18 protein-coding genes are annotated in these 21,901 nt (G+C 34.1%); 6 read left to right on the top strand and 12 right to left on the bottom strand.

The window, feature by feature from the left end:
• Positions 1-2 precede the first annotated feature (2 nt).
• From porW to BUB25_RS04210, 3 genes are all read right to left on the bottom strand, one after another.
• Positions 3-2,624 carry a type IX secretion system periplasmic lipoprotein PorW/SprE gene (porW, locus tag BUB25_RS04220; protein ID WP_072941045.1) on the bottom strand — a complete coding sequence of 874 codons (2,622 nt, stop codon included), beginning with the start codon at positions 2,622-2,624 and terminating at the stop codon, positions 3-5.
• 344 nt (positions 2,625-2,968) lie between these two features.
• Positions 2,969-3,664 (bottom strand): ABC transporter ATP-binding protein, encoded by a 696-nt coding sequence (locus BUB25_RS04215; protein ID WP_072940487.1) that lies wholly within the window; start codon positions 3,662-3,664, stop codon positions 2,969-2,971.
• A gap of 49 nt (positions 3,665-3,713) precedes the next feature.
• Positions 3,714-5,183 (bottom strand): DUF5687 family protein, encoded by a 1,470-nt coding sequence (locus tag BUB25_RS04210; RefSeq protein WP_072940485.1) that lies wholly within the window; start codon positions 5,181-5,183, stop codon positions 3,714-3,716.
• Positions 5,184-5,310: 127 nt separating this feature from the next.
• Here BUB25_RS04210 and BUB25_RS04205 point away from each other — a divergent pair, with 127 nt between their 5' ends.
• The gene (locus BUB25_RS04205; RefSeq protein WP_072940481.1) at positions 5,311-6,363 is read left to right on the top strand and encodes a ferredoxin--NADP reductase; all 1,053 of its coding nucleotides are present in this window, start codon (positions 5,311-5,313) and stop codon (positions 6,361-6,363) included.
• A gap of 163 nt (positions 6,364-6,526) precedes the next feature.
• Here the strand turns inward: BUB25_RS04205 and BUB25_RS04200 are convergent, their stop codons facing one another.
• The 4 genes from BUB25_RS04200 to BUB25_RS04185 all read right to left on the bottom strand — a co-directional run bounded on the left by BUB25_RS04200 (position 6,527) and on the right by BUB25_RS04185 (position 12,123).
• Positions 6,527-7,288, bottom strand: coding sequence for a GLPGLI family protein (locus tag BUB25_RS04200; protein ID WP_072940478.1), 762 nt, complete (start codon positions 7,286-7,288; stop codon positions 6,527-6,529).
• Between the two features lie 83 nt (positions 7,289-7,371).
• A complete protein-coding gene (locus BUB25_RS04195; RefSeq protein ID WP_072940476.1) occupies positions 7,372-10,155 on the bottom strand; it encodes an outer membrane beta-barrel protein in 2,784 nt (927 codons plus the stop codon).
• Between the two features lie 233 nt (positions 10,156-10,388).
• A complete protein-coding gene (locus BUB25_RS04190) occupies positions 10,389-11,396 on the bottom strand; it encodes a glycosyltransferase family 9 protein (protein ID WP_084089428.1) in 1,008 nt (335 codons plus the stop codon).
• A gap of 121 nt (positions 11,397-11,517) precedes the next feature.
• On the bottom strand, positions 11,518-12,123 hold the full coding sequence (locus tag BUB25_RS04185; protein WP_072940470.1) for a DUF4254 domain-containing protein: 606 nt from the start codon (positions 12,121-12,123) through the stop codon (positions 11,518-11,520).
• Positions 12,124-12,256: 133 nt separating this feature from the next.
• Here BUB25_RS04185 and upp point away from each other — a divergent pair, with 133 nt between their 5' ends.
• Positions 12,257-12,910 (top strand): uracil phosphoribosyltransferase, encoded by a 654-nt coding sequence (upp, locus tag BUB25_RS04180; RefSeq protein WP_072940467.1) that lies wholly within the window; start codon positions 12,257-12,259, stop codon positions 12,908-12,910.
• Here upp and BUB25_RS04175 read toward each other — a convergent pair.
• Positions 12,905-13,834 (bottom strand): DUF6427 family protein, encoded by a 930-nt coding sequence (locus tag BUB25_RS04175; RefSeq protein ID WP_072940464.1) that lies wholly within the window; start codon positions 13,832-13,834, stop codon positions 12,905-12,907. The genes upp and BUB25_RS04175 overlap by 6 nt on opposite strands.
• Before the next feature lie 143 nt (positions 13,835-13,977).
• On the opposite strand from BUB25_RS04175, the gene BUB25_RS04170 reads away from it, so the two are divergent.
• Complete coding sequence (locus BUB25_RS04170) at positions 13,978-14,208, top strand: DUF6341 family protein (protein ID WP_072941011.1); 231 nt, start codon at positions 13,978-13,980, stop codon at positions 14,206-14,208.
• 25 nt (positions 14,209-14,233) lie between these two features.
• On the opposite strand, the gene purD is transcribed toward BUB25_RS04170, so the two are convergent.
• Positions 14,234-15,508: a phosphoribosylamine--glycine ligase gene (gene purD, locus BUB25_RS04165; RefSeq protein ID WP_072940462.1), complete on the bottom strand. Its 1,275-nt coding sequence runs from the start codon at positions 15,506-15,508 to the stop codon at positions 14,234-14,236.
• A 120-nt stretch (positions 15,509-15,628) separates the two neighbouring features.
• On the opposite strand from purD, the gene BUB25_RS04160 reads away from it, so the two are divergent.
• From BUB25_RS04160 to BUB25_RS04150, 3 genes are read left to right on the top strand one after another with little or no spacing between them, the layout of a single operon-like run.
• Positions 15,629-16,498, top strand: coding sequence for a hypothetical protein (locus BUB25_RS04160; RefSeq protein WP_072940460.1), 870 nt, complete (start codon positions 15,629-15,631; stop codon positions 16,496-16,498).
• Entirely contained in the window at positions 16,498-17,811 is a 1,314-nt protein-coding gene (locus BUB25_RS04155) for a phenylacetate--CoA ligase family protein (protein ID WP_072940458.1), read from the top strand. Before BUB25_RS04160 ends, BUB25_RS04155 begins: the two co-directional genes overlap by 1 nt.
• Positions 17,812-17,859: 48 nt before the next feature.
• Positions 17,860-18,405, top strand: a complete 546-nt coding sequence (locus BUB25_RS04150; RefSeq protein WP_072940455.1) for an ORF6N domain-containing protein — start codon at positions 17,860-17,862, stop codon at positions 18,403-18,405.
• Here the strand turns inward: BUB25_RS04150 and BUB25_RS04145 are convergent.
• The 3 genes from BUB25_RS04145 to BUB25_RS04135 are packed head-to-tail and all read right to left on the bottom strand — an operon-like array spanning position 18,387 to position 21,892.
• Positions 18,387-19,157, bottom strand: a complete 771-nt coding sequence (locus BUB25_RS04145) for a glycosyltransferase family 2 protein (protein ID WP_072940452.1) — start codon at positions 19,155-19,157, stop codon at positions 18,387-18,389. The two genes, BUB25_RS04150 and BUB25_RS04145, sit on opposite strands and share 19 nt — an antisense overlap.
• Before the next feature lie 29 nt (positions 19,158-19,186).
• On the bottom strand, positions 19,187-20,170 hold the full coding sequence (locus tag BUB25_RS04140) for a UDP-glucuronic acid decarboxylase family protein (protein ID WP_072940432.1): 984 nt from the start codon (positions 20,168-20,170) through the stop codon (positions 19,187-19,189).
• A 42-nt stretch (positions 20,171-20,212) separates the two neighbouring features.
• Positions 20,213-21,892, bottom strand: a complete 1,680-nt coding sequence (locus BUB25_RS04135) for a DUF6909 family protein (RefSeq protein ID WP_072940428.1) — start codon at positions 21,890-21,892, stop codon at positions 20,213-20,215.
• Positions 21,893-21,901: the final 9 nt, after the last annotated feature.

The following is a 21,901-nucleotide window of genomic DNA, read 5'->3' as shown; positions in this document are numbered from 1 at the left end:
TTTTATTTTTTTGGGGCTAAATACGTATTCAGGTTTTTCTTTATTTGAATCACTTTGTAATTTTCATTGGTAAGCACAATCGCCGGTTTGTCTATTTTAAAGTCTTTATTCTCTTTCAAAGTCAAACTCACGTTTCTTGCATCTGCTTCTGATCGAATTCCGTTAATGGTCACAAAAAATTCATTATCAGTATAAACATCATAGGAATAAGTCAATTTTTGAAATTTTTCTCCAACATTATATTTATCGATTTTTTCTTCAATTTCTTTTCTGCCTTTGTCGTCTCCCTTCGCAACTGCATAAAGAATTTTCCAATTATGAGTATCTGTGGTGCTGAAATCCAAATTCTCTAAAGACGGAATTTGATTGTTTACTATTTCCTGTGCTTTTTTACCTTCATCACTATTTGGATAAGTATCGGCCACGAATTGTAAGGCATTTTTATAAGCCGCTAATCCTCTTAGTTTTCCGATAGTATTTGCTTTTAAAAGTTCAAATTTAGAAACAATTTCATCACCGGAAAACTGGCTAATCAAGGCATCCGATTTTTCTAAAACAGTTGTAAATTGTTCTTCTTCATATAGTTTGTACGTTCTATCGTATACATTCTCAGGAGTATCGTTCAGCGCGGATGCATCGAGGTTTGCATTAGCAATTATTTGTGCATAACGAGAATCCGGAAATTGAGCGATAATGCGGTTTTTCATCTGCTGCGCTTTGGCGCTATCTGTAATTTGGTAGGTTTTATACAAATTGTACATCGTCGGAAGAATCAATTTCTCTTCGGGATTGTTCTTCAATAACTGTTCTAATTTATTGGCTGCCAAATCATATTCCTTGAATTTCTCTTTATAAATAACGCCTAGTTGGTAATAGGCCGTATTGCGTACTTTGGCAATACTGTCGATTGCTGTTTGCGACACGGGAAGTTGTTTCAAATAAAAATCAGTGGTGTATTCTTGCACTACAACATCTTCGGTCAATTTATCTTCCGGGACAATCTGATTACTATTTATGGTATCCGTGGCAACCAAATTCGTTTTGGTACTGGATCGTCTCCAATTACCATTTAAAGTTCTGTTTCCCCATATTTTTTTAAATTCTAATATCCCAAAAGAAAGCGTTGTAGGGTTATAAAAATAAAAAGTACTTGCCGCTGGACCAGCGGAAGCCATTGTAGGTGGCAAAATGGAAGGTTTATTCGAAGGTTTTCCTGAGTTTTGCACAGCAACAGCCTGGTCAGCTATTCCTGTTTTAGAATTTCTTTCAATATTTTGTTGTTTCTCTTTTAATTTTTCCTCAGCAATTCTTTTGGCTTCATCGGCCTTTTTCAATTGATCGATCGCTTTTTCAAAATACAAAACACGATCTGCTTCTGACAAGGAAACTACATTGATTATACTATCATTTCTTGATGCTAAAGCTTCATATAAAATCACTTCGTCCAGATCTTTCCTGATTTTTTGAATGCGGATAAATTCTCTGGTTTTAAGATCCATCTTGACCAAAGTACTGTCATAATACTTGGCCGCCATTGGATATTCGGCATTTTTAAAATGCATGTTTCCTATGTTTCTATAATTGGATGCCATTAAATATTGATCTGTAGTCGTTTTTTTTAATGAGGCATTATAAAAATCCAAAGCTTGTTTTTGCTTGTCATTTTTATCATAAAAAACGCCCATTTGATAGAATAACACATCCAGAAAAGGTCGGTTTTCCCTGTTGGCAATCAGTTTCTTATAGGTTTTTAAGAAAGCGGTTGTATCTCCTTTTTGATAATCAAACAGTTGTGCTTTTCTAACATGAGATTGAATAACATATTTCCTTTCGGATTTTCTGTTCATCTTTATCACCGATTCATAGCTGTAAATTGCGCTGTCTTTCTTGCCCAGCTCCTCATATAATTGTCCTAATATGAATCTATACCGCGCTTTTTCGTTGTTTCGCTTGGTGAAATCTTTGGCTATTTTTAATTTAGCTACAGCACTATCTTTTTCTTCCAAATTTAAAAAGGCTTCCGCCAAAAGGGCATTAGCATCGGCATAAATTTGTTTTTTGAGTTTTTTATCTTTCAAAAGACGCGTGATGTTATTGACCACCAAGGCGTCATTTCCCATTCGCATGTTCGTTTTTTCCCGCCAAATTTTAGCTTCATAAATCTTACTGCTGTTGGGATATTTGTATAAAATGTAGTTGAAGGCGTCTAATGCCGGAATGAACCTTTGATCGTAATAACGGGATTTCCCCAGAAGTAGGTAGGACTCATCGATCTGGGAATTTCTTTCCCGGCCGTCAATATTCATCGAATGTTTCTGAATGGCTTTGGTTGCTTTGGTTTCCGCCAATTCAAAATCGGCATTTTTAGCTTTTTCCTCGGCCGTTACATTATCGATGAGTTGCATGCGCTCAATTGGCAAGCGCTTCCAAAAATCGTCCTTATTATTTGACTTTATTCCTTCAATCCCTTTGTCTAATCCTATTTGTCCATTGTATAAAATATTATACTCCGTACTTAAAGCATGGGAATTTCTAGACAAAAAAGTATTATTTTTAGTAGAACAGGCTACCAAAAAAAACAAAGATCCCAATGGAATTGAATATTTAAAAAGCTTGGTTTTCAAAGGCAAATGTTTATATCATTAAACTTTAAAAAATGTTTTTTAGTATAATGACTGGTAAAAATACGTTTCTTTTTGATATGTTGAAAATTATCGGGATTTATTTGAATTTTCCTATCGTGCGTAAGGGATGGAAGCGGCATCCTTTATTTTGTTTCTTCCAGAAAATAACGATACAGCGCACAGCCCGACCCGCAGTTTTTACGAAGGCTTAGGACCAAATAAAACTGCTGCTGACTTCTTGAAACATTCCGGTTTTAAAATCAAAACCGCCAATTTACCCATTTCAATACAAAAATGAAATGAGCAAATTAGCGGTAAAGTGTTTTAATTATGATTGTGGCTTTTTAAACGGCAAAGAACAGTTCTAATTCCTGCAAAGTTTCTTGAGATGTTTGAATGTCTTTTACGATTTCGCCCTTATTCAAGGCTACGATTCTGTTGCTCACCTCTACCGTGTGCATCAAATCATGGCTGGAAACCAATACCGTCACATCTGGATTATCGGCTAAATCCTTGATGATTTTTTTCAATCGAAATTGTGTTGTGGGGTCTAAATTAGCAAAAGGCTCATCCAGAATAATCACCTCCGGATTCCCGATTAAAGTAGCGATAATACCCACTTTTTTCTGATTTCCTTTGGACAAATCGCGCAAATATTTCTTGTTGTTCAAAATTTCTCCGTTGAAAAATTCTTCATGTGTTGCCAATAAAGCGTCGACATCGGCTTTGTTTTGCCCGCGTAAATCCCCTATGAAATAAAAATATTCTTCGGGAGTAAGGTATCCTATCAAGAAGCTTTCGTCCAGGAACGAAGCGGTGAATGGTTTCCAGTTTTCGCTGGTATTTACCTGAACGTTGTTGTTGACAATATTACCCGTTGAAGGATGGATTAAATCCAATAAAAGACTGAAAAAAGTAGTTTTTCCGGCTCCGTTATTCCCCACTAAACCAAAGCTTTCGCCTTTTTTTATTTCTAAATTATCTATTTTGAGTACGGTTGTTCCGTTATATGTTTTTGAAAGATTGTTTACTTGTATCATTTTCTTATGGTTAATTCGGTTATTTACTATTTTTTGGATCGATATTTAATTAACTCTTTTGTTTGTAAGCAGCAATGGTTGCGTATTTCTCTGATTTATAGATTTTTTCAATCATTGAAAAAGCCTTGTCCTTAAACGCAAATCCAATGACGCCTACTCCAGCCACTAAAGCTAATCCCACATTGGCATTGGCCAAACTGGAACCTGCCCAGTACAATAAAACCGGTAAGCCTAATTGTGGCAATGAAATCAACATGGTTTTTACATTGAATGCTTTCTTGTCGCCAAAAGCCCCTTTGCCCGAGCTCAAATCAATTGGTGTTTTGGTATAAGCACCACCTAGCAAAACCAAATGCGAATTGACTCCAATGTTATAAATCGCTCCAACCACAATGGTAAGATACACCTGCCAACCAAAATACAGATAGAAAGAAGCAATGGTCGTAGTCACTACGGTTGCAATTACCATCAGCCACCATTTAGAACTCAAATAGCCTTTGTACGGAATGTTTTGTGTCATCATTAATTGGTAATAAGCGCTGTCCCAGCTGGGTACAAATTGCCCAAAAGTGATTAGAAATCCGCCCGAAACAAAAATTCCTGCAAAAATGTGCATCACAGGGTTATTGTAAGCTTCAATTCCGTTGGTAAAAAAAAGAAAACCATAAAAAAGAAACATGACACTCAAACCTACCGTAGTTTTAGAACGTTTGTTTCTTTTTATCAGTTTAATATCATTTTTCAAGAAGGTTCCAATGGTTCCAAATTGATTCAACCAAGTCAAATCCTCTGTTTTAGCAACATCATGTTTGTTAGACAATCCCGCATCTAGGTATAAATTACTTTTGAAATATTGGAAAGTGACATAATACAAAGCGATCAAAGCCAATACAGGAATCGCAAAAGCCCAATAGGTATTGAAAACAGCATCAAAAAAAGGTGCCGTATAATCGGTGACATTGAATAATTCGTAATATTGAAATCCTCCCAAAATAGCTGCCATTGCTAAGAAAATAGCGAACAAATTATCCTTATTACTCAACAGGATATTTATAAAATTGTTGATGTACATCAATGAGAAAATTGCCGTAAACCATAGCAGTACTGACAGCACATCATAGCCTTCTAATATTAAAACGACACTGAATGGAATCAGGAAAAAGCCATGAACCAAATTGAAGAACGACAAAGCCGTTTTCCCTAAGGAAAAATGAACAATAGTGGATTTTTTTATGGGTAAAATCAATAGCGGACGAATGTTCATCACTGGGATTTTTTGCAATAGCAATCGAATGATTAAATCAACGATTACATAGTAAATCATGAACTTATTTACGGTAACAATAGGATCGAGGTTGGATTTTTTTAAAATATAAAATGCCCCGACTCCTAATGCCAAGAAAATTAAAATGAAATAAACGGCGACAAAACCCATCAGGATTTTCAAAGCCAAATTAGTAGCGAAGGAAGCCGACCTAAAAAATGCTTTCCATTCGAGATAAAGGAATTTTTGAATCATAACTTATTGGTTTAGTTTTATGGTAAGTAGTTGAAAACGGGAAAATGTTACGCTAAGAAAACAAATATTCTTTAATTAATATCTTCCATTTATATACCGTTTCTTATTTTTGTAAAAAATTTATCTCATGCCATCCTTTTTAAAATTAATTATAAAAGAAGTACGTCGCGAAACCAAAGATGCGGTTTCGATACTTTTTAATGTTCCCGAGGAACTAAAATCTAATTATAAATTCATTGCAGGTCAATATCTTAACTTGAGGTTAACCCTTGACGGAAAAGAAATTCGTCGTGCTTATTCTATTTGCTCAGCTCCAGAAAGCGACGAACTTCGTATCGCTGTTAAAGCGGTAAAAAATGGCGCTTTTTCTCAATTTGCCAATACAAAACTAAAAGCCGGTGACGTTCTTGAAGTAGGGAAACCTGAAGGTAAATTCACATTGGAACCAGAAGCAAGCAGACAAAAAAACTATATCGCTTTTGTATCTGGAAGTGGTATTACTCCAGTGATGTCAATGATAAAATCAATTTTAAAAAATGAACCCAAAAGTTCTTTTGTATTGGTTTATGGCAACAAAACGCCCGAAGAAACGATATTTCATCAAGAATTACATGATTTACAACTGCAATATGTAAGCCGCTTATTTGTGCATTATGTTTACAGTCAAGCCAAAGTAGATCAATCTCTTTTTGGTCGAATTGATAAATCGGTTGTGAATTTTGTATTGAACAACAAACACAAGGAACTGGAATTTGACAAATTCTATTTGTGCGGACCTGAGGACATGATCAATACTATTTCGGCTGTTTTAAAAGAAAAAAATGTAAAAGAATCGGCTATAAAATTCGAACTTTTCACCACCTCTTCACATGAAAATGTAATAAAAGACAATTTAGAAGGGCATTCTAAAATTACCGTTATGGTAGATGATGATGAAACCACTTTTGAAATGTCACAAAAACAAACCATCCTTGAAGCTTCGTTAAAACAAGGCATTGATGCGCCTTATTCTTGCCAAGGCGGGATTTGCAGCAGCTGTCTTGCCCGAGTAACATCCGGAACTGCTGAAATGACTAAGAATTCCATTCTTACCGATAAAGAAATTGCCAGCGGCTTGATCTTAACTTGTCAGGCGCATCCTACATCTGAGACTATTTACGTAGATTTTGATGATGTTTAAAAACTAAATTCCAATCCCGATCTTTCGGAATTAAATTCAAATAGTTAACTAAAAAAACTTCTCTGAAAAGGGAAGTTTTTTAGCTTATACACGAATTTATCAAATTAACACTAATTAATTTGTATTGAAAAATTTCTTGAATTCCGTCTAAAGAGATTAGTGATCATAAAAACGCATTCCACAAAAAGATATTTTTTTGCCTTTTGTTTTCTTCTTTATCCTCCCCATAGCTAAACCAATCTTTTGTTCTTTCTTCTATCAACGATTTTAAACCCATCATATCATACGTTTTTTTGGCTGTGATGGGTTTTATATTAGATATATCACTGAAGGAAACATCAACTTTAGTAGCTACAAAAGAGGTATGCAAACGTGGTACAGTCAGACCTAAAATCATACCCGGCAAACCATTTATAGAACATGGACCGCCAGAAATCGTGATATCATCAGTGTAAAAAGCAAATACATATACGTCGTCCATTATTTTCCCAACCGCTTTTCGGCAATTATAACCTGCTATTTCTCTGTTTTCATTGGTGATTTTCCATTCAATTTTAGGAATACTATCGGCTATAACAAAATTAGTTCCTACTATTTGTTTTTGCATATTCATTATTCCTGTATTAAAATCAAAATACCAGCTGTTTTCTTCATCTGCCTCTTTCTGGTATTTTGGAATTCTTGTTTTTGGACTCCATCTATCAAATTTAAAAAGGCTTTTGTTATCTGCAAAAGTATAGCTGAAGTATGATATTTTAAGGTCAGACAGATTGTCTTTAATCATCTCATCCCAACTATCATTACCCATCATCTTTTTTAGATTGGTATTTACTTCATACTCAATTACAGCTTTATCTACAAATTGCTGTGCATTTGATATCATTGTAAAAAGGAGTGCAGTAATAAAAAAAAGTATTGTTTTCATATTTTGTAAGTTATGAGTTATAGGTTATGAATGTAGAATTATCATTGAGATTTCTAGTGGTTATAACCCAATTAGCATGTAATTTATCTTTTTGTGGTTTCACCTCTATTTTTAAAATTCCAAGTAAAACCTATCATAGCATATCGTTTAAGCCTATCATTTTGCTCCTGACTGATGGTGTTTTCATAAACATTTCTTTGTATGCCTATGTTTTGATTTAAAATATCTCGTACCATAAAATAGGCTGTAAATTCATCTTTTTTAAAGGTGCGTTGCAATCTTGCATTCCACAATTGATTGGTAAGATTGTTCTGAAAGTCGACTGTTTTTTGTCTTGTATTTAAATTGTAATCTGTTGATAGTTTCCATTTTTCAGCGAAATAAACTCCAATGTCTAAATTCAAATTATTAGTGTTAAAAGATTTAATTTCACTATTTTGAGTGGTACTATTTCTATTAAATGAAAATCTATTGCTTAAGTTAATATCATATTGTTTTTCTTTAGACTTACTTAAATAAACAGAAAATCCTGTGTTTAAATTCTTAGCGCTACCTATTTTATCATTAATGCTAAGTGCTGATTTATTATAGCCAAAAGAGGGACTAAAATTAGCTCTTAAATCTATTTTCTTGATTTTTAATCCATACCCGAAATAAAAATTTGTTGCAAAATTTCCATTTGTATTTATCGGTTTAGAAATAGTTTTGGCCGATTCAGGATCTATTACTCTGCTATAAATAATTAAATTGTTTGTTGTACTAAAAGAAAGTCCCTGATAAATCTGAGTTTCGCTCAACATATCATAACTACTCTGGTTGATGTTTATACTATTAGTAAAGGATTGTTTTAAATCTGGATTCCCTAAGGTTTGATTAAAAAAGTCTTGATTGTTTCTTAGCGGTTGCAATTGATCAAGAGTAGGCTGTCTCGTTGATCCTTGATAATTAACGCGTAAGTTACTGTTGCTTTTATACTTGTATGAAAAACTTGCTGAAGGAAAAAAATTAGCATAGTTTCGTTTGTATTCTTTCTCCATTGTTTTGTCTAACAAATCAAAAGAGGTGAAACCAAAACCACTTCCAAAACTATAATTGATTTTTTTAGCATTGTAACTCAACTTTAAATTGGGTCTGTGTGTAACCATTGTCTGTTCGAATTCGTTTGATAATGAATTTACAAGCAAATCATATTTTCCGGTATCTTCAGAATAATCATAGGTAAAATAGTTGTTTTCACCCTTATCATAGGCTATTTGGTAAGCAAACTGAAGCGATAATTGTTTAGCAATAGGTTCTGAATAGCTAAAACTTGCTGCAAAGTTTTGACTTGTTTTATCGCCTATTTTATTTTGATCTACATCATCTTTTGTCGCAAAAACTCCATCAACATAACTTTCGTTAGAAGACTTTAAAAAGTTATTTGAGTTTGTATTTAACATACTCCAACTACTGTTTACCGAAAAGGTTCTACGGGGTTTAGCAAATTTATGTTTGAATAAAAGACTAGTAAAAAATGAGGACTTATCCGAATTTGTGGTGAATGCTCTCTGCTGTTTATTTTTTAATATTCCACCATTTCCAGTTGTAGTTCCGTCTGTAAATTCATCACTATCGGTATTATAAAAATTAGTTTTAGCAGTAATTTTTAAGGAGTTTACCGAATCTAGTTTTACATCGTAGGTCGCATTGAGTTTAAAATTACTTCTATTTACATTGGTTACTGTAGATTTGTTTTCATTTAATTGCGTTTCTCCTACTTGAGTTTGGGAAATTCTACTATTATTATTAGTATAAATTTGTTTATTAAATTTTGGCGATACATTCAAGTTCTGTTTGTCATTCCACTTGTTGGTGTACTGTAATCCTGCATTGGTGTTTTTGATAAATCCATTTTGAGTATTTACATAAGGTTCTCCATCATTATTACCCCCAACCCATTCAAAATTTACATTTCCATCATCATCCATATTCATACTAAAGCTGTCATCACGAGCTCCAAATTTCTCGCTATCCTCCCAGCCTAGGCCATCTTGACCTGTATTTCCGTTTAATAAAAACGCAGATAATTTTCTTTTGCCTTTAAAACTACTGACCATCAAATTGCTATTGTATCTGGAATCGGTATCAGTAAATGGCTGATTGGCTCCGTCAATTTTACCAAAGTAGCCTTTCTTCTTATCTTCTTTTAATTTTAGATTAATCGTTTTTTTAGTGTTGCCATCGTCTATACCTGTAAATTCGGCCAGTTCACTTTTTTTATCAAAAACTTGAACTTCTTTTACTGCATCGGCTCTTAAGTTTTTTACCGCCATGCCAGGATCATCCCCAAAAAATTCTTCGCCATCTACCAATACTTTTTGCACGGTTTCCCCCATGGCTTTTATGGCACCATTTTTATCTACTTGAATTCCTGGTAGTTTTTTTAATAATTCTTCTACGTTAGCGTTCTCACTAACAACAAAATCACTTGCTCTGTAACTGGTAGTATCCCCTTTTATTCTAATGGAGCCCGTTTTTATTACTACTTCACGAAGCAGTTCTATTTTGCTTTTCAAAGCGATTGTTCCCAGCTTGTTTTCGTTTTCCTTAACGATTATAGGATCTACATAATCAGCATATTGATAGTGTGAAGTCATCAGGATGTAGTTTCCTGCTTTTACATTTTTGAAATTAAAATTTCCCTTTTTATCAGATCGGGTAAACTTATATAAAATAGAATCTACGGGAGTTAATAAAGCAACAACCGAATTATAAACTGCTGCTTTTTCATTACCATCGGTAATAACACCCGAAAGCTGTGCTTGTTGAGAAAATGCTGAAAATGAAAATAGGAACAAAATCGTAATTAATCCTGTAATTTTTTGCATAAATAGTTTCTGTTTTATTGTATTAAAATTTCAAGATTTACAAAGCAACTTAAGCAAGCCCTCTATTCCTCCTAAACTAACTTTTGCTTGTAAGACCTAACTTACAGTAAGCCAAAGTAGTATTTTCAATATTAATAATTAAAAACTGATTTGTTAAAAATTTGATAAAATTATTCCTGCAATTAAAAAACTCAGGAAACATAAGGACTAACTAAGAGTACAACTTAATTTACTTACTTACAATAATTTAAAACTTTTATAATAGAGTCAACAGAAATTGTTCGCATGACCTCTTCATAGCCTTCCACTTTTTTATTTCCATAGACCGAAGTGGGTAATTTTGGAAACAGATTTCTATCAGAAACCAAAGCGTTTTCGATAGGCTGATTAAATGGCATAAATCCAGCATAAGGATGCGTGGCGCCCCAAAGTGTAATGACTTTTACGCCAAGCATAGCCGCAATATGGGCATTTCCAGAATCCATTGACAGCATCACATCCAAATTACTGATCAATTCTAATTCCTGTTGAAACTTGATTTTTCCCGCCATATTGATGACATTTTCTTTATAGGAAGAAAGCGAATCCAAGATTTCGATTTCTTTTTTTCCGCCGCCAAAAAGCAGGATTTTGTTGTTCGGGTTTTTCGACAATTCCTCGATTACGGACTGCATCAAGTCCAAAGGATAGACTTTAGAATCGTATTGGGCAAAAGGAGCAATCCCAATCAAATTTTCATGATTATCGCCAATTATTGCTAAAATATCGGGGCTTAAGACTGCTTTTTCCGGAAAAACAGGATTGGATAAATCAAGTGCAAAACCAAGTTGTTCAAATACTTTCGCGTGTCTTTCAAACATACTGAGAAGTGGCTTGAACTCTTTATTTTCAAATCGGGTTAAGGCTTTTTTCTCCGCCCGGCCTTTATCTGTATAAGCCATCTTTTTTCCGCTCAAGGCAAAAAGTGATCTGACAATTTTAGATCGCAAAACGTTATGCAAATCGGCAAAGGCATCGATGTTTAATTGTTTTACATCTTGAAACAGTCGCAACAATCCTAAAAAACCTTTATGGCGTTGTTTTTCATCGAAAGCAAAAAAAGTAAGATTTGGGATGCCTTCAAAAAAAGGCTTGAAAAACGGACGGGAAATCACCGTGATTTTAACTTCAGGATACTGCTTTACAAAAGCGCGCAAAACAGGCACAGTCATCGCGACATCCCCCATTGCGGAAAGCCTCATAACAGCTATATGTTGGATTTTTTTTGACAATTACTTAATTGTATAAAAACCATTAAGAGATTAAGGATCATTAAGTTTTACTTAATTTTCTTAATCTCTCAATGGCTTAAATTAGTATTTCTTATTTTTTTCCTTGGTACAAAACCGGATTTAAATCATCGTCATTGTACATTTTCATTTGTTTGTACACTTTCATGAATTTATCCCCTTTTTCAATATCGCCTAACAAATCATCAATGGCAGTCGATAAATCGGTTCTTTGTTCCAATAAAATATTCAATTTTGCCTGACATTTGTCTCTGTGTTCCTGAGAAGCTTCTTCACGAGTCGCTTCCTCATTCATATGATAAATTTTTAAAGCTAAAATCGACAATCGGTCAAAAGCCCAAGCCGGACTTTCTGAATTGATTTTGGCATTCTCTTTTACTTTTACATTGCTGTATTTTTGTAAAAAATAACTATCAATATACTCCACCATGTCCGTGCGTTCCTGATTGGAGGCATCGATTCTTCTTTTCAAAGTCAAAGCAGCAACCGGATCAATATTCGGATCACGAATGATATCTTCAAAATGCCATTGTACGGTATCAATCCAATTTTTAAGATACAGTAAATGTTCGAATTTTTCCTTTGGGAAAGGATTATTTATGGGCTGATCTACATTATCAAATTGATGATAATCTTTAATACTTTGCTCGAAGACCGCATAGGCTAGTTTTGAAAACATCTTTTTATATTTTATGGTTACAAAGATACTTTTTATACTTTTATAAAAAAATCAGAAGTCACAAATCTCTTTTAAAGTAGGAAATAACAAACAAATGAGATTTTAGTACTAAAATTCTCCATAAAATTAAATTATGCAAATCCATCATTTATCAGAAACAAACAGTGTCCTAAATCATTTTTTAGGCCAAATCAGAAATGTCAATGTACACAATGACAGTATGCGCTTTCGAAGAAATATTGAGCGAATTGGTGAAATTATGGCCTATGAACTGAGTAAAAATTTGCATTACAAAGAAGTCGAAATTCAGACGCCACTTGGTACTAAAAAAACCAGCGAAATCAAAGATCAACTTGTTTTGTGTTCTATCCTACGCGCCGGACTTACCTTGCATATGGGTTTTTTGAATTATTTTGACAGCGCTCAAAACGGTTTTGTTTCCGCCTATAGACATCACCCAAATAACGATGATTATTTTGACATTCTGGTAGAGTACCAAGCCATTGCGGACATTAATGATAACTACTTATTGCTACTTGATCCTATGCTTGCTACCGGACAGTCTATTGTTGCGGTTTTTAATAAATTGATGGAAAGAGGCACACCAAAAGAAATTCATATTGCCGTTATCATAGCCGCTCCTGAAGGGATTGCTTATCTTGAAAAACACTTGCCAGACAGCTGTCATCTTTGGATTGCCTCTATTGACGAAAAACTAAATGAACACAGTTATATTGTGCCGGGACTTGGTGATGCAGGAGATTTGGCCTATGGAAATAAATTATAATTGGGAGAAAAAAGCAAATAAACTGCAGATGATAAGTACCACCAACACCATTTCCTGTTTCAATTTTAGCTGAGGCATTTCAATATGACTGCTTGCTAACATAGCCAAAGGAGCAATTGTAAACACCAGTAAATCATTGCTTTTATTGGCCGAAACCAAGAAAATCAATACACCGATAAAAAAAGAAGCAATAATCTTTTTGTATGAGCTATGTAAAATCTGTGGTCTGTTTGACAATGTAGAAAACATCGAAATGATAAAAAATAAAGCAACGGTTGCATAAATAGACAAGGCGCCGTTTTGGTAATTATTAGTGAAATAATTAATCTCAAAATTGGTTTGTACACTTCTGCTGATGTATTCTATTGAATTTAAATCCAATACCAGCGAAAAAAAAGTAAAAATAGTCCCTACAGCAATAAAAGCGATAAAAGGCAGTATCCAGTTTCTGTAATCTCTTGAAACGTGAAAAATGATAGAAATAAAGACTAAAACAATATAAAGTATACTCCAAAAATGAAATAAAGAGGCCGCAAAAATCCATAATGAAGCATCAAATATTTTCTCTTTGGAAGCTTTTAATGACTGGAGAGAAATCAATCTTCGGAACGCCAAAAGAAGGAAAAAATTAGCCAAAAGCAAGTTGGTATTCCCCAAAAGCGTGGGAAAGAAAAGTGAAAACAACAAATAAAATAATATGATATAACTGCTGTCTTTACTAAGGCCGTTCTTCTTAGAAATGAAATTAGTAATAAAAACCGATGCCAGTAAAATAGTGAGCAGTCCCACTTTCTCTGAAATCAAAACAAGCGAATTAGTCCAGGCTAAATCTTGAATTTGAAAAAGAAAAAAGAAAACCAGTATCAAAAATACAACCAACGAAAAATTTAATGGTGTAGATTTTTTAAAAACACTTGTAATCATAAGGATATTTTATACTTTTGTGACTGTAAATATAGTACTTGTTTAAAAAGGAAACTCTGCAAGTTCAAAAAGATTCTTAACAAAGAAGAATGTTTAGTAATCCAGCTCCTTTAAAACATCTAATAAAATTAATTTTATACATTATGAAAGCATTTTTCGAAGGAATAGAATACTTATTTGTAAATGTTTTATTTGCTCCCCTTGATTTTTTACGTTCTTTAGAGTTAAAATCCTGGTTTGCAGCAAATTCAATCAACTGGATTTTTATGATTATTTGTGCTGCTGCAATGTTATATTGGATCAAACAATTAAGAATTTTTGATGAAGCAGGAACAGAAAATCAAGATACAACTGCTCATTCTTTTTTAAAGTAATATTAAAAAAAGAAGATATTGGAAACTATCTTAAGTCGTTTCCAATATCTTTTCTAAAATACATCTTATCAAAATTTAGTTTATCTATGTTTTGGTAAGATTTTTTTATGGCTTGTTCAAAGTCATCCCCGTAAGAAGTTACCGCTAAAACTCTTCCTCCATTAGAAACAACATCCCCGTTATCTAATTTTGTTCCGGCATGAAAAACGATAGAATCCGTTATATTATCCAAACCTGAAATTACTTTTCCTTTTTCAAAATCTTCTGGATATCCGCCTGATACCACCATAATAGTAGTCGCGCTACGCTGATCAATTTCCAACGTAATTTCGTCCAGTTTTTCATTGGCCACGGCCAAAAACAATTCAACTAAATCCGTTTTCAATCTTGGGACAACCACTTCGGTTTCCGGATCGCCCATTCTTACGTTGTATTCAATTACGATTGGCTCGTTTTTGACATTGATTAATCCGATAAAAACAAAACCTTTATACGGAATTCCGTCTTTCTGGAAACCATCAATCGTAGGTTTTACAATGCGTGTTTCAATCTTTTCCATCAACACGGCATCAACATAAGGAACCGGAGAAACAGCTCCCATTCCACCTGTATTCAAGCCCGTATCGCCTTCGCCAATGCGTTTGTAATCTTTGGCTGTTGGTAAAATTTTATAGCTTTTCCCGTCAGTAAGCACAAAACAACTCAATTCTATTCCGTCAAGAAATTCTTCGATAACTACTTTTGAACTCGCAGCACCAAATTTTTGATGAACCAACATGTTTCTTAATTCATCTTGGGCTTCAGCCAAATCTTGAATGATCAAAACCCCTTTTCCGGCTGCTAGTCCGTCTGCTTTCAAAACATAAGGAGGTTGCAAAGTGGCTAAAAATTCGCATCCTTTTTCTACCGTCTCGGCAGTAAAACTATCATAAGCCGCAGTTGGTATATTATGTTTTACCAAAAATTCTTTGGCAAATTCCTTACTTCCTTCGAGTTGTGCTCCTATTTTTGAAGGTCCAATCACCGGAATATGTTTTAAATCGGCATCATTCAAAAAGAAATCATAGATTCCTTTTACCAATGGATCTTCGGGACCTACAACAACCATGTCGATTTTTTCAGCCAAAGCAAAAGCTTTTATCGCATCAAAATCAGTTACGCCTATATTTACATTGGTTGCTATTGAAGCCGTTCCTGCATTACCCGGAGCTACAAAAAGTTTGTCGCAAAGCGGACTTTGAATCATTTTCCATGCAAATGCATGTTCTCTTCCTCCTGAACCCAATAATAAAATAGTCATCTGTTGTTGTTTTTAGTTGTGCTGCAAAAATAGGTTGTTTTAAAGTTTACCAAAAGAGATTCGGCTAAAAAATTAAATAAAACCAGCGATTTCTTTTCTTATTTTTGATAAAATTAGTTTATGAATCATAAAATAAAAACATCCGTTTTTCAGTTTTTGAGCTTTTTGCCCAATCCTTTGGGCGTTAAGCTATACCATAAACTACAATATTTCTCCGAAAACAAGAATTTAAATCTAAAACTAAAAAGTTCCGAAAATACATTTAACAGCTTTCTTGCCATTTGTAAGCTGTTGAAAATAGAGCCTGACAACAAATCAATTATTGAAATTGGCTCCGGATGGTTACCTATTATTCCTTATTTATTTATCTTTAAAGGCAAAGCAAAGCGCGTTTATACCTATGATTTGAATGAACATTATCAGGAAAATTCGATTGTAGATTTTAATGCCGTTTTTTCAAAAGAGTACAATCAAATTATTGACATTCCTAAAAAAGGAAAATACAGCCTTCCAAAAGAGCTTGTTTATTTTCCTTCACAAAATATAATTACAGCGGAAATTCCAAAAGCAGAAATCGTTTTTTCAAGGTTTGTCCTTGAACATGTCACTCCCGAAGATATTGCAGAAATGCATACGAAATTTAAAAATACACTTGAAAAAGGATCCCATATCGTTCATTTTATTTCGCCGAGTGATCACAGAGCTTATTCTGATCCGTCCTTGTCCCTTCACGATTTTTTAAAATACGATCAAAAAGAATGGAATCGTATCCAAACCAAATTTGATTATCACAACAGATTAAGGCTTCCGCAATACTTGGAAATTTTCAAATCTTTGGATTATGAAATTATATATTTAACTTTCGATAGCGTGAAAAAAGATTCTGAACAACATCGTTTGTTTAAGAATATTGAAATACACTCTGATTATAAAAATTATTCAGACGAAGAATTAACAGCCGGAAATATTAATATTGTTCTAAAAGTGTAATGCTGAAATTATTCGATTTAACGCTAAAATTCAATGGCTATCCGATAAAAGAGGCCAAGGCCGAATTGCGAAAAATTGTAGCTCAATCAACAACAGAACATCAACTATTTATCGAAAATAAAAAAAGAGAAATTGTTGAATTTCATCTGCAAAACAATGCTTTTTATCAACAATTAGTAGGTTCAAAAACATTTAAGAGTTGGGGAGATTTACCCATTTTAAACAAACAAAATTTACAAAAACCATTGAATGAAAGATTATCCAATGGTTACAATTCTAAAAATACGTACGTTAACAAAACATCTGGTTCCAGTGGTGATCCTTTTATTTTTGCCAAAGACAAATACTGTCATGCGCTGACTTGGGCTTCGTATATGTATCGTTTTGGCTGGTTTGGCATTGATTTTAACCGTTCTATTCAGGCACGTTTTTATGGCATTCCTTTGGATTTCATTGGCAACAAAAAAGAACGTTTTAAGGACTTTTTGAGCAAACGTTTCCGCTTTCCTGTTTTTGATTTATCAGATCAGGCTTTAGAAAAAGTGTTGAAAAAATTTGAAAATACTAAATTCGATTACCTCAACGGTTACACTAGTTCCCTTGTTTTGTTTGCCAAATTTTTACGGAAGCAAAACCTCATCTTAAAAGAAACTTGTCCTACATTGAAAGTCTGCATGGTGACTTCAGAAATGCTTTTTGAAGAAGATAAAATACTTCTCGAAACCCAATTCGGAATCCCAATTATCAATGAATACGGCGCTTCCGAACTGGATTTAATAGCTTTTGAAAATCCCGAAGGCGAATGGCAAGTAAATACCGAAACGCTATTTGTAGAGATTCTGGATGACAAAAATAATGTATTGCCTTATGGCCAAGAAGGTCGCATTGTGATTACATCTTTGTTCAACAAAGCGCATCCTTTTATTCGATATGATATTGGCGATATTGGGATTTTGGATGCGAAAAGTACTTTGGATAAACCGATTCTTAAGAAATTAATTGGTCGTAATAATGATGTTGCGCTTTTACCAAGCGGAAAAAAGGCCCCCGGATTGACCTTTTATTATGTCACCAAAAGCATCATTGAAGATGACGGAAACGTCAAAGAATTTATCATCAAACAAACCAAAATAGATACTTTTGAAATAGAATATGTCAGTGAAACCGAATTAAATTTGGAACAAATCCAAAAAATAAAACAAGCGATTGCTTTGTATTTGGAACCAAATTTAGCCTTTAAATTCACTAGAAAAAACGCTTTAGAAAGAACTAATCGTGGCAAATTGAAGCAGTTTACTTCTCTGCTGAAATAAGATTTGAATTTGAAAAATGCAACACTAAATTTAAAAAAATATAAATCTATGGATGAAAATTTGATGCTTTCTGAAGAAACCATTTCTAATAAAATCTACTTTATTAGAAATCAAAAAGTAATGTTAGATAGAGATTTAGCTCAACTTTATGGAGTTGAAACCAAAAGATTAAAAGAACAAGTAAAAAGAAATTTATCCCGATTTCCCACAGATTTCATGTTTCAACTGTCTAAAACGGAATTTGAAAATTGGAGGTCGCAATTTGCGACCTCCAATTCTGAGAAGATGGGTTTGCGTTATGCCCCAATGGCCTTCACAGAACATGGAGTCCTAATGTTGTCAAGTGTTTTGAATAGCGACAAAGCCATTCAAACCAACATTCAAATTATGCGTATTTTTACCAAAGTGAGACAAATGCTCTTGGACACCACCGAAATGAAATTGGATATTGCCCAAATTCAGAAGAAATTAGAAAATCAAGGCAAAAATATTGAACTGGTTTTCTCTTATTTGGATGAACTAACAGAGAAAAAGAAGATGCAATGCCAAGAACAAAAATTGGTTATAAAAAATAATCAGATGCTTTTACAATAAAGTGGTTTTATAATCAATTGCGTAAACAAAAAACCGCTCATACACAGTAAGGAGACCCCAAAATTATAACCGTGAAAGTTTCTGTAAACGGCAAAATTATGTTTCAATAAATCCAATTTTGAGGCAGAAATGGAGTTGGTTCTAATTCTGTAAAAAGCCAAACTCTCGGGAACAGCTTGCGCCTTTTTTATTTTTTTTAAAACAGAAAGCCAATGCATCCAATCTTGTCGTTTTCTAATTGGAGAAATCTCCATTTTCCCGAAGTAACTGACATCATAAATCCCGGTAAGATTCCCAATATAGTTGCAAAAAAACAATTGTCTATAGGAGAGATTTTGTGGCGCTTCTACCCTTTTATTCAACAATTCACCATCTTCGTCAATCCAATCGTAGTAGGAAAAAGTGAATGGTAAATTGTTCTCCTTCAAAAAATTAAGCTGTTTTTCAAGTTTTTTAGGTTTCCATAAATCATCGGCATCCAAAAAAGAAATGTATCTACCCGAAGCTTTTGACACTCCTAAATTTCGGGCAATTCCAGTTCCTGAATTCGTATTGAGTCGATGAAACTGAATTCTTTCATCCTTTTGCATCATTTCTAAAACAATTGAACTTGAATTATCTGTAGAACAATCATCAACCAAGATGATTTCCCAATTGTGATACGTTTGTTTTTGAACAGACTCGACCGCTTCTGCAATGAATTTTTCAGAATTATAAATTGGAATTATTATAGATACTAAGGGTAATTCCATATTTTAGATGATTTATCTTTCCTTATTTCTTATTTGATATAATCCGTAAAATCCTTGTGTTCCTCTTTTAAAAGCTCCTCTTTAGACAAGGATTTGAAATAATCATAGGTGATTTTCATTCCTTCGGCACGGTTTACCTTGGCTTCCCAACCCAGAATTTCTTTGGCTTTGGTGGTGTCAGGTTGTCTTTGTAAAGGATCGTTTATTGGTAAGGGATAATACACCACTTTTTGATTGGTTCCTGTCAATTTGATGATTTCTTCGGCAAAATCTTTAATGGTTATTTCGTCCGGATTTCCAATATTTACCGGATAAACATAATCAGAATGCAATAATCTGAAAATCCCTTCGACCTGATCGTCAACGTAACAGAAAGAACGCGTTTGCATGCCATCACCAAAAATAGTCAAATCCTCGCCACGCAAAGCTTGACCTATAAATGCCGGAATCACCCGACCATCATTGAGACGCATTCTAGGCCCGTAAGTATTAAAAATACGAACTATTCTGGTTTCTACCCCGTGAAAAGTATGATACGCCATGGTTATCGATTCCTGAAAACGCTTGGCTTCGTCATAAACACCTCTTGGACCAATGGTATTTACATTTCCGTAGTACTCTTCTGTTTGAGGATGAACTAATGGATCTCCGTACACTTCAGAAGTGGATGCAATCAAGATTCTGGCTTTCTTAACTCTTGCCAATCCTAACAAATTGTGTGTTCCTAACGAACCTACTTTCAAGGTTTGAATTGGTATTTTTAAATAATCAATCGGACTTGCCGGTGAAGCAAAATGCAAGATATAATCCAATTGTCCCGGTACATGAACAAACTTGGTGATATCATGATGATAGAATTCGAAATTTTCGAGTTTGAACAAATGTTCAATATTTTTTAAATCTCCTGTAATGAGATTATCCATTCCAATGACAAAATAACCTTCCTTGATAAAACGATCACACAAATGTGATCCCAAAAATCCCGCAGCACCTGTAATAAGTATCCTTTTCATATGTAAATTTATTTGGCAATGACCATAAATGTTATTGTCTTTTTAAATGATATTGAAAATTTGTTCCAATATTTTGATCGTAATCAAATACGTAGGTTTTACTCCTGTTGCTCCAAGTCCGCCCGAAGCCAATGTACTTCCTGTTTCCAAAGGATTATCCGAGGCATAATAAGCATATCTTACTTTGATGTCATGAGGAACACTTTTTCTGATTTTGGAAGCCGATTGAATGGCTTTTTGATAATAAGATCCTTCCATTTCTAAACCGATAACACCCCAGGTGGATTCATGGAAGAATTTCAACAAATCCTTGTTTTGCAACGAAGTTCCCAATACCGTAACCATAGGTCCGGCAAAAACTTCTATTCCGTTGCCTTCAAACATATTAGCAGTTAATTCATTATGGAAAAAATAATTATCTGCAGTTCCCTCATTAATGTGGGCATTTGGAATCATGATATCTCCTTTTCCGCCTTCGAGAATTCCTGCTTTTCCCATTATGGAAACTGATTCTACATTGAGTAAAATATCTTTTTTGAAAGGTTTTAACAGCTCATCAATAGTTTCATAAGCCTGCTCTCCAAAGGCGTAATCCATAACGATAAGCACTGGTTTATTCGCTCCAATTTTAGCTTTTGGAAAAGAGGAATTAGCCCAATCAATTTTGGCTGAATCAAAAATTTGTACATCAATATTAGTTCCTGAAGTATCCGGCAACGAAATCATCCCTTGCTTTAAAGCAATTTCTTCGACCTTATTCCTCACTTCATTTGCTGTCGATTTACTTAACTCTTCGTAAATAAAGAAATCCGATTTGTCTTTAAAGTTCTTTTTTAAAGTTGTCGTAGCAAAAATAGAATTCATCACGCTGTGCATATTGGCACTAATCACGTGAATAGGGCGGTCTAAAAGACCATTTTGCTTTAAAACTTCCTTGATGTTTGTTGCCCATATTTCACCATGAATATGATGACCCAAACGTTCCCTTAAAATAGGACTAAAAGTGATGGTTCTTTTATTATTGTCAACAACTTCTTCAATGGCTAATTTTCCAAGCCAATAAATAACATGTAAAAATCGGTCTGGCTCTGTTGCAGAACCAAAGTCATCATAAATATCTAAAATTTCCTCAAAAGTCCTACCCAGAATATTCGCTGCATGAGAAATGGCTTTCTCTTTTTCTATTTGAGATAATTTTTCATTATAAGAAACTGCTTGTTCCAGTTTGTTCCAATCGCGTGATACTTCGCCGGCGTCATCAAGCAAAACCCTATTTTTTATCTTATGGGATTCAATAAAAATAAAGGTCAAATGTGTCAAAATATCGTAGATGTCTGAACGCCCTCGCGTAATCTCCACATTCATTTGTTCTTCGTCTATGCGATAACAATTGCGTCTTCTTTTTGGGGGAACAATCGCCTGAAAATGGGATTTAGAATAGCCTTCATCCGAAGTTAGATTAATAAAACGACATTCTTCAATTCCTACCGGAAGCCGCTCAATAACGTATAAAAGTCCTTTTAGTTCTACTTTTTCTTCGGCAATATTTCCATAAATCTCCGGACGCAAAGCCAATAAAGCTTCACGCAAAGTATCACCCGAAACTCCCATAGGCTTATAGAAACCTCGGTTAAATAAATGGCGCATCGTGATGTACATTTTTTCAATTGCCGCCGATGATTCCTGCGCTCTGGATCTTGATATATTTTTAGTTTCTTTCATTTTAATGTT

The sequence above is a fragment of the Flavobacterium granuli genome, assembly GCF_900129705.1.
Classification (GTDB): domain Bacteria; phylum Bacteroidota; class Bacteroidia; order Flavobacteriales; family Flavobacteriaceae; genus Flavobacterium; species Flavobacterium granuli.
Note: the sequence above shows the minus strand (reverse complement) of the source record. Positions and strands in the feature narration are given on the sequence as shown.

What these genes read in the sequence shown, in the direction of transcription:
- BUB25_RS04215 (WP_072940487.1), bottom strand. Translation starts at nt 3,664, where the DNA reads ATGATACAAGTAAACAATCTTTCAAAAACATATAACGGAACAACCGTA.
- BUB25_RS04210 (WP_072940485.1), bottom strand. Translation starts at nt 5,183, where the DNA reads ATGATTCAAAAATTCCTTTATCTCGAATGGAAAGCATTTTTTAGGTCG.
- BUB25_RS04205 (WP_072940481.1), top strand. Translation starts at nt 5,311, where the DNA reads ATGCCATCCTTTTTAAAATTAATTATAAAAGAAGTACGTCGCGAAACC.
- BUB25_RS04200 (WP_072940478.1), bottom strand. Translation starts at nt 7,288, where the DNA reads ATGAAAACAATACTTTTTTTTATTACTGCACTCCTTTTTACAATGATA.
- BUB25_RS04195 (WP_072940476.1), bottom strand. Translation starts at nt 10,155, where the DNA reads ATGCAAAAAATTACAGGATTAATTACGATTTTGTTCCTATTTTCATTT.
- BUB25_RS04190 (WP_084089428.1), bottom strand. Translation starts at nt 11,396, where the DNA reads ATGAGGCTTTCCGCAATGGGGGATGTCGCGATGACTGTGCCTGTTTTG.
- BUB25_RS04185 (WP_072940470.1), bottom strand. Translation starts at nt 12,123, where the DNA reads ATGTTTTCAAAACTAGCCTATGCGGTCTTCGAGCAAAGTATTAAAGAT.
- upp (WP_072940467.1), top strand. Translation starts at nt 12,257, where the DNA reads ATGCAAATCCATCATTTATCAGAAACAAACAGTGTCCTAAATCATTTT.
- BUB25_RS04175 (WP_072940464.1), bottom strand. Translation starts at nt 13,834, where the DNA reads ATGATTACAAGTGTTTTTAAAAAATCTACACCATTAAATTTTTCGTTG.
- BUB25_RS04170 (WP_072941011.1), top strand. Translation starts at nt 13,978, where the DNA reads ATGAAAGCATTTTTCGAAGGAATAGAATACTTATTTGTAAATGTTTTA.
- purD (WP_072940462.1), bottom strand. Translation starts at nt 15,508, where the DNA reads ATGACTATTTTATTATTGGGTTCAGGAGGAAGAGAACATGCATTTGCA.
- BUB25_RS04160 (WP_072940460.1), top strand. Translation starts at nt 15,629, where the DNA reads ATGAATCATAAAATAAAAACATCCGTTTTTCAGTTTTTGAGCTTTTTG.
- BUB25_RS04155 (WP_072940458.1), top strand. Translation starts at nt 16,498, where the DNA reads ATGCTGAAATTATTCGATTTAACGCTAAAATTCAATGGCTATCCGATA.
- BUB25_RS04150 (WP_072940455.1), top strand. Translation starts at nt 17,860, where the DNA reads ATGGATGAAAATTTGATGCTTTCTGAAGAAACCATTTCTAATAAAATC.
- BUB25_RS04145 (WP_072940452.1), bottom strand. Translation starts at nt 19,157, where the DNA reads ATGGAATTACCCTTAGTATCTATAATAATTCCAATTTATAATTCTGAA.
- BUB25_RS04140 (WP_072940432.1), bottom strand. Translation starts at nt 20,170, where the DNA reads ATGAAAAGGATACTTATTACAGGTGCTGCGGGATTTTTGGGATCACAT.
- BUB25_RS04135 (WP_072940428.1), bottom strand. Translation starts at nt 21,892, where the DNA reads ATGAAAGAAACTAAAAATATATCAAGATCCAGAGCGCAGGAATCATCG.